The following is a 12,896-nucleotide window of genomic DNA, read 5'->3' as shown; positions in this document are numbered from 1 at the left end:
CCGGGCCGGGGTTCGACAGTACAAGGGCCGGATCGGAGGCTCCGCATGGTCGAAGGGGGGGCTTTCCCGGGGGCCCTTGTTCGATGTTTGTTTTTCGGTATAATGAACCAACGTTCGGAATGTCGAACGTGAGAAGTCAAGCATCCAGAGTCGGATTCTCCGACGCCAACCTGCCCTCCCGGGCAAGGTGGACGCCTCTGAGGCGATGCGGCCGATTTACGGCAACGAAACGGGAGCAGCATGGCTGGCACCGGTTCGATAACCACTCATCCGGAGCAACCATGAGCCAAATTTCCTCCGCTTCCCACCCGGCAGTCTGTGAAGACTGGTCGCAGTTCCTTCCCGGTTTCACGCTGACGCATACGGTTCATCTCGTTTCGAGACGGAATCCGGGCATTGTGTCGACTGCGGCGGCTGTGCTCGAAGGTGAAACTGCTACGGTTGATCGTTGGGCCATCACACGCTGTGGTGATGTTCTCGAACAGAAAATCGTTCTCGGGGAAATGACGGAAGGGCAGGCGGTTCGGTTGCGTGAACGGCTTGCTGGGCTCGATGGCGTGCTCCGTGCGAGGGTGGAGCATCATTTCGTTCGGGGTGGTTCGGCTGCGGTCGAAAATGCATCAGGGAGCGGGCGTTAGACGATGAATTCTCGGCGGGCGTGTCGACTGATGGCAGGTTCTAACAGCTTTCCTTAAAGGCGCTAGTTTTCCTTAAGGATTTGAACAGTCTTTAAAAATCAACTGCTCATCGTGGGCAACTTCGTATCCATGCCGGCCGGCCTTGGGAGACCGCGTGTCACACCCGAAAAGCCCGATGAACCGGCGCGGTTCTAATGGTTTTGCTTAAGGACGAACTCAGCAGGCGGGGCTCTGGTCTGCCTCGTAGGGTGCGCCACAAAAATCGCGATGCTCGAGGTTCGAAAGCGCAGCCTCGACCTGAGAAATCTGCCGCTTGGAAAGCGGATTGATGACATCAATCGGAGCCGCCATCGGACGCTCCAGGAAGTGTTGCTTAACGACCTTGCGGAGGTCCGGGAATTCTTTACCGATTCTTCGATGTCTCGAGCAAGCAGGACTTTGATGGTGTAGCGCTCCGGATCTGCGGCCGCTTGCGTTGTCGCGATTCTTCTTTTAGCTTCGGGCGAAAGCTCACCCGTAAGCCATAGTTCGAAGGTGAGCTTGATGTTCTTGAACTCAGAGTTCTCGAGCGTTTGGCTTCTCACGGTCGGGATGCGCTTGGTCAGCCAAGCCTCGATTTCTGAATCTGGCAGTTGGCGGCCGGGCAGTAGACATTTGCATTCGATGAACCTAACCTCTTGATCGGGTACGCGCATTGATGACGACCATCCGAAATGAGATTGCGTCGAACCAAGGTATCTACCCCCACAACACAGGGGCGATTTCGTTGGCAGAGGTCGCCCGGTGCACGGAAATTCACCCGTTTACTATCCATAAGCCACGTTACGTCTAACTCGCAAATGAAGTCGGGCAGTGGCTGCGTCGCTGAGGCAAGAGTCAGTCGTTGGCAGAGTACACGTTCGTAAAGAACTGGGAACACGCGTTCGGGAGTGGACGCAACTCTATGAAGAGTTTCGGGAGGTACATCAGCATTGCTGAAACCGATTTGGCGCATGCCCAGATTCTTTTGGAAGAAGCTCGCCGCGAGAGCGAAGAACTTAAAATTCGCTTGGCTAACCTCGTCAGAGGTAGCGTAGTACAGTTGCAAGTACAGAAACCACATGAGTGATGCGGGCCATAAGAAAGCCCCTTTTCTCCTTCTCGACGAATGAAATCCACGACTCAAGAGCGCGTCGCAACGGCAAGCGTCGAAGCGGGGGCCGCTAGACTTGGAGCGAGGCCTTGGACGGACGCAGCGATTCAATCGCAATTACCTCTGCTGCGGGCGCCCACCTCATCCGACTTCGCCTGGTTCGTTACCGCGATCGAAGCCGCACTTACCTCACGGCATGCAAGGCGAACTGAGGACTTGCTGTGCCTGACGCTCCAACTCGCCGAGAAGCCCTTCCTAGAGAAAATTAAGACAAAGGGACACTTCCGCTCAAGCAGGTACCAGTACGATGGTGAGTTGTTGCGACGAGTTTTGACCGGGGTGATGGAACGAGTCAGAAGCAAACTCGGCGTCGACACACTCGAATATCTTCAATCCGTCGTCGCACTCACAACATTGTCGAAAGGTGCGATGCGCGTCAGACGCCAACTGACGGCCATGCTGCACAAAAAGAAGTCGATTGCACTCAAAAGTGCTTACGCCGAGTTGGACTTGATGTTCCAAATGTCGGAGACAAACGGTAGAGACCCTACATCGGTTGAGCACAGTATTGAAGAACTCGGCGAAGGATTATCTCTTCTCACGCATTTGTACTTCGATACCGTTAAAGTGGACCCATACCGGTTTGGCCTTATTGACGAGCCGGGCATCGCATCCGGCGAGTATCGAAAAGTACTCGAAGACGCAATGTTGCTGCGACAGATTGGAGAGGCGGAAATTCTCGTCGATGCGTATGGGTATCGAGCAACGTCTCAAGACGGCCACGTCACCGTGCAGGCTGGCGACGAGGCACTCGAACGAAGCATCCGCTATAGCTATATCCAGTTCCAAATGGCAAACAACATAGTTGCGCACGAGAGCGCGCAACTTCACGCGGACAAACCCACCTTCACCGCTACCGTAGATGCGCTCCTGACACGAAGCGGCCAACGTTGGGTCAATCTCCGCACATCTCCAATTCCGCGATATGTACTTTCGCCTCCAGGAACCGTTGCCGGACGAATGCAATTTAGAGAGCTCGTGTTCCAGGAAGATGAGATTCATGTTGACGTGACAGCCTACAACCTCTTCTGCAAACCACATGACCTACTTGCATTGCACTTGAAAAGTGGATTCCCGGTAGAGGAGGCGAGACAGGTCCAACGATACGTAGATTTAGTACGCAAGCTCTTCTGGCAAGGATTGGGGAAATTGCATTCTCCCGACGAACCCATTTCGATGAGAAGTAGAATCGCAGTGTTTCGGCGGGATGATCTCGAGAAGTTTTTTTCTATTTGCGTTCTTCCAGAATATTTAAACGATGTAATTGATTCATTGTCTCAATCTCGCACAAGCTCAGGTTTCTTCGACATTCAGTATCGCCCGATTCTTAATATTGACGATTACTATGTAATGCCGATGAACATTCTTGGCTTTTCCAACGTATTTCGTAATCTTCTTCAAAGTACGGAGTCTCGAATCGCATGGCCCAATGACAAAGACCCAGTACAAGTCATGCTGGCAGACGCTCTCTCTGCAGCCGGTTTCAAGACTCGTGCCCCATTCCAAACGAAACATCATGGGCGCACGTTGGACATTGACGTACTTGCGATGAAAGGCGACACGCTCTATTTGTTCGAATGCAAAAACCCTCTTCATCCGACAGGTGTGCACGAGCTCCGAAGGTCCCTGAACTATGTGCAAGAAGCATCAAGCCAGCTTGACCGAGCAATTGCGGCATTCGAGGATGCGAATAAGAGAGCTCAATTGTTTCAAAGATTGGGGTGGACATGTCCTCCCAACCTACGCATTGCAACTTGCGTGATGATGGGCAACCGAATGTTCAACGGATGGACCGTCGGGCATCACCCAGTTCGGTCTGTGCGCGAGGCAGTCAGGATGCTCGAAAGCGGCACCGCGGGCGTCGGCGACTACATATACAGAACCTTATCTTTGCGTCACCCTAGCAAGGCTGACCTGGATGACTATCTTTCGACGCGTTCGCTTGCGGTGCAGTCGTTGAAGTTGATGGAACCTGTCCAACGCAGCTATATGATTGGGCCGTCTTCCTTAACATTCAGCACATTTGCACTGGACTTCGTAAAGCTCATCTTCGCCGTGGATTCCGCATTGCCTAGAGCGAACCTCCGCACACCTTCCCCGCGTAGCTCCCGTCGAACCAAACCAGAACAAGTACGAAGCCCAAAGTTAGTACGCGCCGCGTCTCGGTACTTCGACATAGATACATTAGCAGCGTGGCTCCAACGCCCGGTGAAGAACGTCAAGAAGGATGTGTACCGCCGCGAACCGCGAGTACCACTGCTTGTGGTCGCTCGCCGGCGAGGGCAGGTGAGATGGAAGCGCAATGATGTGCGGAAGTGGTTTGGTATCGAATCGGAGGCAGAATTTCAGCGCAAGATGATTCGCCGCTTTAAGGCGGCAAAATCCCGAATGTCGTCCACTACCCCTTGGTAAATCACTGACGCATCCGCTTCGAGCTCACCAGGCCTGAACAAATAGTGCGTCAAGGCAATACCGTTCAATCCGCACGCATACCTGTATACCTCGCTCGCTCGAACGAACACACTGGAGGCCTGATTCGGCACACCATATAACTGTTGATATATACAGTATTTCCCGCCCGGCGTATTTCAGGGAGACTACAGAGTCTCATCGGGGAAGCAGATGAATGAGCGAGACCAAAATCCAGAAGTAGAAAAACCCATCGACACCAACGCGGCGCCGACTATCGTCGCGTTTACATTCCAGTTTGAGCGCGCTTTGTACTCGCTATTTGTGGGCCATGCGAAGCGAACGCAGGTTGGCATCGAAACGCTCGACGACGTGGCAGAGTTGACATGGAATGCCGATGGTTCGGTGGATGCACGGCTTGAGCAGGATGCAAACACCGTCCAATCTGCAGGCCAACCCTTTCAGGACAGCAGCTATAAGCTGTGGCACACGCTTCGCGTTTGGTTGAGTCATGTCAAAGAGTTGCGGGAAAAGTATGCCGACGTCCAGTTCTGCTTGGTCACAAACGCCAAGGTTCCCGAGAAGGCCTTGGCTCGTGTGCTTTCCGACGCGAAGTCGGACGAGCAAGTAACGGCAGCCGTTTCTGCGCTGCGCGCGCAGGCTCAAGTCGTCGTGACGAAGAAGAAGTCGAAAACGACAGCAATTCCAACTTCAAAACCGAAGACATCAACGAAGAAGAGTTCTTCGGCAAAGGCAGAGGCGGTGGAGGTTCTCAACCACGACGACGACGATTTGAGCTACCTCGTTCGTGGGCTGGAATTATTGGATAACGGGGGCACCAGTTCGGTCGCGCAACCGCGTGAAGCCACCATTGAGCTTTTCCAACTGCCGTCGGCGCTGGTGGAGCATGGTGAGGAAGTCTACCAATACCTACTCGGTATCGTAGTCGACACTTGTCGTAAGGCGTGGACTGCTGGAGAAACAGTCTGGCTTTCCCCCCAGGTTTTTAGGGACCACCTTCACAACGAGCGAGACCGCAGATTTCTCTATAAGTACCTCGACCGCCCGATGATGCATGTTGATTTCAAGAATCTGGTCGCGAAGAGTGGCCGTGAGTTCTTTTTCCTGAAGCAACTCTCCCGCCTCGACATCCCACCCAGAATCATTGACCGTCACTTGGAGAAATTCTGGGCCTTCTATGTCGAGCGTGTACGGCTTGAGAAGGAAGGATTCAACCAGGTCGACTGGGAAGCGCGCGAAGATAGTCTCCACCAACGATGGGAAGACTGCCGCGACAACGCAGTGATGGAGTCGATGATGCAAGCGAGCGCTACGCCTGAACAAATCGGTGTGCGAACTCTCACCAAAACGCTGGACGAGAATTTCAAAGCCGCGCTCGGAAGGCACGAAACTGGTAACTCGTACTTCACCCACGGGCACTACCATCAGATGGCGAATGAGCCTGATGGCCGCTTTTTCGTCTACTGGCATCCAGAATACGGTTCCCGGAAGGACACTGATGACGAAGGAGGCTCCTGATGTCAGGCTACACCGACCGCTCGCTCATCCATAACAGCGCACTTGCATGCTTCCTTCTGGCGAGTTTCACCAAGGAATATCAGACCCGCACTAGTAACGAGCGCCATCCGTCGTTCGAAAAGCTGCTGCTCGTGCTGCCTCTAATTTGGCATGGCCCAAGCCGAAGAAGCATTTGCAATCGAAACTTCGGCACCCCGATGCATGCAGTACTTGCAGATGAACCTCGCATCACTGAACGACTGTCTGACAGAGTCGGCGCCCACGCGGCGGTATCAGCACAGGGACTCAATATCGCATGTGCAACAGGGCTTCTTGTTGAGCGTTTCGACACTGAAGAGAGGGAATTCGCATTTTCCCCTCTGCGATGGCCTCAAGGAAGTAGTCCGACGAGCATCGATAGCGAAATGTCCGGTTCCGTGCTGCGCCTTGCGAACTGGTTCAAGGATTCCACCACTGCGGAACTCTTCGTAACACTCGGCCTATATTGATATGCAATTCTTCATTTCACATCTGATTCTTTGGCCGAAAAATCAACGCCTCAATATTCGAACGCTCGAATTTCAGGAAGATAAGGTCAATGTCATTCATGGGCGCAGCCGAACTGGGAAGTCATCCATCATCGCCATCATTGATTACTGCCTCGGTGCTAAACGATGCACCATACCAGTTGGCGAAATTCGGCAGAAGACGGAATGGTTCGGTCTAAAGGTCCGGATTCGTGACACATGGGTTCTGATTGGCCGCCGCACACCGCCAAGTAGCTTTGGGAGCGGTGAGTTCTTTTTTTTGACGTTGGATGGTCGCGACGCGCCCATACCGGCTCGTATCGAGGCGACACACACCCACTCCCAATACAAGGACGAGTTCAACCGGATAGCGCGCGTCACGAACATGTCACTGATAGACGACGAAGACGCTGAGAACGCAGAGAATCGACCATCCTATCGTGATTTGGCTGCGTTCAACTTCCTCCCGCAACACATCGTCGCCAATCCAAACGTTCTGTTCTACAAAACCGACACATACGAACATAAGGACAAGTTTAAGCGGGTCCTTCCGTACGCGTTGGGTATTGTCAATGCAGAGTATCTGCAGAAGGCGCGAGAGCGCACGCGAAATTTGAAGAATCTCGAAGCTCTCTATAAGGTGCAACGGACTCGTGAGACAGCATTCGCATCGTGGCAAGCCGATGTTAGGGCGCTCTGGAACGAATCGGTTCAACTGGGATTGTCGGACGAGCGTGAGAATGTATCGCTTGAAGCTTGCGTGACGACTCTAAAGGCGTTAAACGACGCGTACGTTGCAGGACATCTTGCCCAGCGGCTGCGAGCACCAAATCACGCTTTCGCAAACGAACTATTCCTAGACGCGACCGAACAAGAGGAAGAGGCGCAAAGGCAGGTCGATGATTTGATGCAGGAGTTGCGTGACTATCAGGGGTTATCACACCGAGCGAAGAAGCTGACGGGAGCAATGGAGGATGAGAAGGTTCGCGTTGTGAACCTCGATTGGCTCCAGCGCAACTTGGTGCGAGACGCGTCCTGCGTAGTCTGTGGCTCGGCAAGCAATCACAACCATGACGTCCTGAATGGTCTCGGAGAAAAACTTGACAGCGTGACACGACTGTCCGCAGCACTTCTCGAAGGACCGATTGTTGACAGACAACTGGCAGCCCTCGACAAGCGTCTCTCTCAAGCGGAAGACGTACTCCACGCGGCGCGGATGCACCGATTAAGCCTTGAGCCAAAGGCTTCGGTTCCCGCCGAGTCGTTGGGCCGAGTGTATGTGCTCCTCGGAAAGCTGCAGGCTCTTCTCGCGGCTCTGGCGACACTAGATGGCGAGGACGACCTAGGAAACCGCATCCGTGATGCAGTGAAGAAACTTGCCGAACTGGACGACTACTTCCGTAGCTCAGGCCGGGAAACTCGAGAGAGAGCGGTCGCAGTAGAACTCGGTGAGCTCATCAAAGGCTATGCAAAATGGTTCGAACTTCGGTCAAAAGCGACTGTTGAACTCGACCAAAAGGAATTGACGTTGACGTTTTCTCGAGAGCCCGGAACCCATAAGGACTATCTATGGGAAATCGGCAGCGGTGCCAACTGGATGGCGTATCACGTTTCGACATTCCTAGCACTGCACGAATTCTTCACCAAGCCCGAACGACTGAATGGTCCGGTTTTCAGCTTCCTCGCGATTGACCAGCCAAGTCAAGTGTTCTTTCCAAGCGCGCACTCTGGAGAGAATCTTCTTGATGAGCATGACGACCAGGCCAATAGCCTGCGTGGCTCAAGGGACTCCGATATTGAAGACACCCGCAAAATCTTCCTCGCCTTGGCACGTGGTCTCGTACGTACGAAATTCAAGTATCAGATTATTGTCGTCGAGCATGCAGACAAGTCAATTTGGGGAAGTGCAAACCACATGAATCAGGTGGCCGCTTGGAAAAATGAAGGTGATGGGCTCATTCCGCGCGAATGGTTCGGCCGCTGACCGAGGTGGCGGGAACGGGGGCGAACTGTATAGGAAAACAGGCTGTATTCGTCACGATCGAATCCACGTGAGGGATTGTGAGACAGGAGTTTGACGGTATTTCACTTTTCACAAAAAGTGCAATGCGATTAAGGGCGGAATCAGGATAAATATTCTCACTTTTGTTGAGAAAGCGTGAGAGGGTGGGAGCCCCCAATCCTATCTGCACGCATGGTTGTGTCTGTCATATTGCTTGCATTGGGTCTTCCTTATATGATTTTGCTTGGCCGTGAGAGAGTCTGGTACAAGGGAAATCAAATGGGAGGGCAGGTCACTTAAGGAAAGCTTCTGCGGCGAGCTTTAGGTGAAACTATTAGAACCTGCCACTGAAAAGGGCGGGAAATACCCTCTCACTCCACCGTCACCGACTTCGCCAGATTCCTAGGCTTATCAATATCCGTCCCCCGCGCCAGCGCAGCGTGATACGCGAGCAACTGCATTGGCACCGTATGCAGAATCGGCGAAAGCGGCCCGTAGTACTCGTTCAACCGAATCACCTCGATCCCTTCACTCGGCACCAGCCCACAGTCCACATCCGCGAACACAAAAAGCCGTCCATTCCGCGCACTGACCTCATGCATGTTCGACCGGAGCTTTTCGAGCAGCATGTCATTCGGCGCAACCGCAATCACCGGCATCTCATTGCTGACCAACGCCAGCGGCCCATGCTTAAGCTCCCCCGCCGGATAAGCCTCCGCGTGAATATACGAAATCTCCTTCATCTTCAGCGCGCCTTCCAGTGCGATCGGATAATGCATCCCCCGCCCGAGAAACAGCATGTTGTCGCGTCGTGCGAGCAGTTCTGACCAAGCCATGATCTGCGGCTCGAGCGCGAGCACTTTCGACATCGCATCCGGCAGATGCCGCAGCGCACGCAGATGCTCCTTCTCTTCGTCGTCGCTTAACCGCCCACGCACCTGCGCAAGCGACAACGTCAGCAGAAACAACGCAACGAGCTGCGTCGTAAAAGCCTTCGTCGAAGCGACCCCGATCTCGATCCCCGCGCGCGTGACGAACTGCAGCGCACATTCCCGCATCAACGCGCTCGTCGCAACGTTGCAGATCGCGAGCGTATGCATCATCCCGCTGCGCTTCGCGACATGCACCGCACCCAGCACGTCAGCCGTCTCGCCGCTCTGCGACACGGCAACAACGAGCGTACGCGGATTCGGCACACTATCGCGATACCGAAACTCGCTCGCAATTTCGACACTGGCAGGCAGCTTCGCGATGCTCTCGATCCAGTACTTCGCCGTAAGCGCTGCGTGATAACTACCGCCACAGGCGAGCAACAACACCGAATCGACATCATTGAAAACCCGCCACGCGCCATCACCGAACAACTCCGGCATGATCGAAGACACGTCGAGCAACGTATCGGCCACCGCCTGCGGTTGCTCGAAGATCTCTTTCTGCATGTAGTAGCGATACGACCCGAGATCGGCCGCACCGCTATGCGCGGCGACCCGCTGCACTGCGCGCTCGACACGCTGGCCGACCGCATCGACGATCCAGTAGCGATGCAGCTGGATATCGGCAACATCACCGTTCTCGAGGTAAGCGATGCGATCGGTGATCCCCGACAGCGCAATCGCATCCGACGCCAGAAAATTCTCGCCTTCGCCGACCCCGACAACGAGCGGCATGCCATCACGCGCACCGACGATCCGGTGCGGCTCGTCGCGGCACATCACCGCGATCGCATAGCTGCCGCGCAGTCGCGCGACCGCACGCCGGACCGCATCGAACAGATCGCCGTCGTAAAGATGATCGATCAGGTGCGCGATCGCCTCGCTGTCGGTCTGGCTCGCGAACACGTAGCCATGCGCCTGCAACTCGGCACGCAGCTGGTCACAGTTCTCGATGATCCCGTTATGCGACAGCGCGATGCGCGCATTGGCGTCGCTCGGCGAGAAGTGCGGATGGGCGTTGAGCGTGACGGGTGCGCCATGCGTGGCCCAGCGCGTATGCGCGATGCCGGTGTAGCCCGACAGCGCGTGCTCGGCGATCTCGCGCTGCAGGTTGGCCACACGATCGACGCTGCGGGCGCGCGCCAGCGCCCGGTCGCGGTAGACCACGACGCCGCATGAATCGTAGCCGCGGTATTCGAGCCGCTTCAGGCCGTCGACCAGGTTCGGCAGGATGTCCCGCTGGGCAACCGCCCCGACAATTCCACACATATCGCGCTCCGTAAATGTCCTGTCTGGATCAGTGAGAGCGATGGTAGGGCGAGCCAAATGGAATTAAATTTCAAAATACAATAACAAATGAAACGAATGGTAGATCGGCTATCATGTTGAAATTAAATTTCACGCCTTGACCGCAAGGAGCCGCCGATGGCCGGCATCACCCTCGACGATCTCGACCTGCGCATCCTCGCGATCCTGCAGGACGACGCGTCGGTGTCGAACCTGGAACTGGCCGAGCGCGCGCTGTCGTCGCCGCCCACCTGCATGCGCCGCGTGCGCCGGCTGACGGAGGCCGGCGTGATCCGCCGACAGGTTGCAGTGCTCGACCCGGTGGCGATCGGCACGGCCGTCACCGCGCTGATCGAGATCAGCCTCGACCGGCAGACCGCCGAAGACTACGACGCGTTCGAAACGTACGTGTGCGCGGAGCCGGCCGTTACGCAGTGCTACCGCGTGTCGCCGGGGCCCGATTTCGTGGTGGTGGCCGATCTGGCCGACGTCGCCGAATACGACGAATTCGCGCGAAGGCTGTTCACCGGCGCGTCGAACGTCCGCAACGTGCGGACGTTCTTCTCGACGCATCGCGCGAAGTTCGAGGCGAACGCGCGGGTCACACACGCGATGCGCAAGCGCGCGTGATGCGATCAGGCAGCCGCGTCATCTACGTTCACGAGCTGCAGCGGCTTGCCGTACCCGAAGCAATGCGCGGGCTCCGGGAACACGCGCTGCCGCACGTCGTGCGCATACTGACGAATCGCATCGCGCATCACCGTGCTCGCATCGGCATAGCGCTTCACGAAGCGCGGCGTGTACGCATCGAATGCGCCGATCATGTCCTCGGTCACGAGCACCTGCCCGTCGCACGCGGGCGATGCGCCGATGCCGATCGTCGGGATCGTCAGCGTTTCGGTGATATGGCGCGCGAGCGCTTCAGCGGTGCCTTCGATGACGATGCTGAACGCGCCGGCCCGTTCGGCCGAGCACGCTGCGTCGAACACCTGCGCGGCCGAACGCGGGTCCATCCCCTGCGCGCGGAAGCCGCCCGTCGCGTTGGCCTGCTGCGGCATGAGGCCGACGTGCGCCATCACCGGGATGCCGCGCTCGGTCAGGAAGCGGATCGTATCGGCCATCTCGCTGCCGCCTTCGAGCTTCACGCCCTGTGCGCCGGTTTCGGCGAGCAGGCGTGCCGCCGAGCGATACGCCTGCGCGGGCGACTCCTGGTACGTCGAGAACGGCAGGTCGACGACGACGCACGCCTGCGCGGCGCCGCGTACGACAGCCGCGCCGTGTGCAATCATCATGTCGAGCGTGACGCGCAGCGTATCGGGCATCCCGTACAGCACCATGCCGACGGAGTCGCCGACGACGATCACGTCGGCCACCTCGTCGACCAGCTTCGCCATCGGCGCGGAATACGCGGTCAGCGACACGAGGCTGCCGATGCCCTTGGTCGAACGGATCGCGGTGACGGTCTTGCGGGTGGTGCGGGTATGAGCGCTCATGAGCGGAAGCCATGTGAAAGAAGAGCCGTCACGGTAGCATCGCGCTCGTTCGTGCAATGACCTTCGGAGGACGTCTTATGTTGCTGGCGGGACAACCGGGTGACCCTTACGCGGTGCCGCCGATGGCGCGCCTGCCGAGGCCGCTGTACGTGCGTGCGTTCGAGATTCCCGGCAACGCGAATGTCGACGCGCACAGTCATCCGTGGGCGCAGCTGATGTATGCGACGAGCGGCGTGCTCGAGGTGTCGACGCCGTCGGGCCGGCACCTGCTGCCGCCGCACTATGCGATGTGGATTCCGCCGCACGTGCCGCATGCGGTGTCGACGCGCGATTGCGTCGCGTTCCACAGCCTGTATCTCGACGCAGCAATCGCGCGCGACGACGTGCACGACGATTGCGCGATCCTCTGCATGACGCCGCTATTGCGCGAGCTGGTGATCGCGACGGCCGAATTGCCGGTGAATTACGACGAGACGGGGCCGGACGGCGCGCTCGTCTGCCTGATCGCCGACCGGATCGCACGGATGCGCGCGGCGCCGCTGACGGTGCCGCTGCCGCGCGATCCGCGTCTGCTGAAAATCGCGCGGGCGTTGCATGCGTATCCGGGCGATACGCGCAGTCTCGACGAATGGGGCCATCAGGTCGGCGCGACGCGCCGCACGCTGTCGCGGCTGTTCCGGCAGGACACGGGGCTGTCGTTCACCGAATGGCGGCAGGCAGTGCGGCTGCTGGCATCGCTGCCGCTGCTCGATGCGGGCGAGCCGATCGGCACGGTGGCCGCGCAACTGGGCTACGACTCGACGTCGTCGTTCATCGCGCTGTTCCAGGCGAAATTCCGCGTGACGCCCGGCGCGTACGCGAAGCGTGAAGCGCGCCGGCCCGTGCTGAGCGCGTGACG

General features: G+C 57.0%; 10 protein-coding genes and 1 riboswitch. Of the genes, 7 read left to right on the top strand and 3 right to left on the bottom strand.

Annotated elements, in window-relative coordinates; genetic code table 11:
- Positions 1-135 precede the first annotated feature (135 nt).
- Positions 136-239, top strand: a riboswitch (SAM-I-IV-variant riboswitch).
- Between the two features lie 42 nt (positions 240-281).
- Positions 282-638: a hypothetical protein gene (locus BDI24065_RS23390; RefSeq protein WP_175033233.1), complete on the top strand. Its 357-nt coding sequence runs from the start codon at positions 282-284 to the stop codon at positions 636-638.
- Positions 639-854: 216 nt separating this feature from the next.
- On the opposite strand, the gene BDI24065_RS41400 is transcribed toward BDI24065_RS23390, so the two are convergent.
- On the bottom strand, positions 855-989 hold the full coding sequence (locus BDI24065_RS41400; protein ID WP_302479473.1) for a hypothetical protein: 135 nt from the start codon (positions 987-989) through the stop codon (positions 855-857).
- A gap of 796 nt (positions 990-1,785) precedes the next feature.
- Here BDI24065_RS41400 and BDI24065_RS23385 point away from each other — a divergent pair.
- The 4 genes from BDI24065_RS23385 to BDI24065_RS23370 all read left to right on the top strand — a co-directional run bounded on the left by BDI24065_RS23385 (position 1,786) and on the right by BDI24065_RS23370 (position 8,268).
- Entirely contained in the window at positions 1,786-4,242 is a 2,457-nt protein-coding gene (locus BDI24065_RS23385; RefSeq protein ID WP_175033232.1) for a hypothetical protein, read from the top strand.
- 210 nt (positions 4,243-4,452) lie between these two features.
- Positions 4,453-5,778 (top strand): ABC-three component system protein, encoded by a 1,326-nt coding sequence (locus BDI24065_RS23380; protein ID WP_175033231.1) that lies wholly within the window; start codon positions 4,453-4,455, stop codon positions 5,776-5,778.
- On the top strand, positions 5,778-6,266 hold the full coding sequence (locus tag BDI24065_RS23375; protein ID WP_175033230.1) for a three component ABC system middle component: 489 nt from the start codon (positions 5,778-5,780) through the stop codon (positions 6,264-6,266). The genes BDI24065_RS23380 and BDI24065_RS23375 overlap by 1 nt, the downstream gene beginning before the upstream one ends.
- A 1-nt stretch (position 6,267) precedes the next feature.
- Positions 6,268-8,268: a DUF3732 domain-containing protein gene (locus BDI24065_RS23370; RefSeq protein ID WP_175033229.1), complete on the top strand. Its 2,001-nt coding sequence runs from the start codon at positions 6,268-6,270 to the stop codon at positions 8,266-8,268.
- A gap of 389 nt (positions 8,269-8,657) precedes the next feature.
- On the opposite strand, the gene glmS is transcribed toward BDI24065_RS23370, so the two are convergent.
- Positions 8,658-10,487, bottom strand: coding sequence for a glutamine--fructose-6-phosphate transaminase (isomerizing) (glmS, locus tag BDI24065_RS23365; RefSeq protein WP_175033327.1), 1,830 nt, complete (start codon positions 10,485-10,487; stop codon positions 8,658-8,660).
- 156 nt (positions 10,488-10,643) lie between these two features.
- On the opposite strand from glmS, the gene BDI24065_RS23360 reads away from it, so the two are divergent.
- The gene (locus BDI24065_RS23360; RefSeq protein ID WP_175033228.1) at positions 10,644-11,135 is read left to right on the top strand and encodes an Lrp/AsnC family transcriptional regulator; all 492 of its coding nucleotides are present in this window, start codon (positions 10,644-10,646) and stop codon (positions 11,133-11,135) included.
- Positions 11,136-11,140: 5 nt separating this feature from the next.
- Here BDI24065_RS23360 and panB read toward each other — a convergent pair whose 3' ends face one another.
- Positions 11,141-11,998 (bottom strand): 3-methyl-2-oxobutanoate hydroxymethyltransferase, encoded by an 858-nt coding sequence (gene panB / locus BDI24065_RS23355; protein ID WP_175033227.1) that lies wholly within the window; start codon positions 11,996-11,998, stop codon positions 11,141-11,143.
- 77 nt (positions 11,999-12,075) lie between these two features.
- Between panB and BDI24065_RS23350 the strand changes: the two genes are divergently transcribed.
- A complete protein-coding gene (locus tag BDI24065_RS23350; RefSeq protein WP_175014991.1) occupies positions 12,076-12,894 on the top strand; it encodes an AraC family transcriptional regulator in 819 nt (272 codons plus the stop codon).
- Positions 12,895-12,896 lie beyond the last annotated feature (2 nt).

Source organism: Burkholderia lata (assembly GCF_902499025.1).
In the GTDB taxonomy this organism is placed as follows: domain Bacteria; phylum Pseudomonadota; class Gammaproteobacteria; order Burkholderiales; family Burkholderiaceae; genus Burkholderia; species Burkholderia lata_C.
Note: the sequence above shows the minus strand (reverse complement) of the source record. Positions and strands in the feature narration are given on the sequence as shown.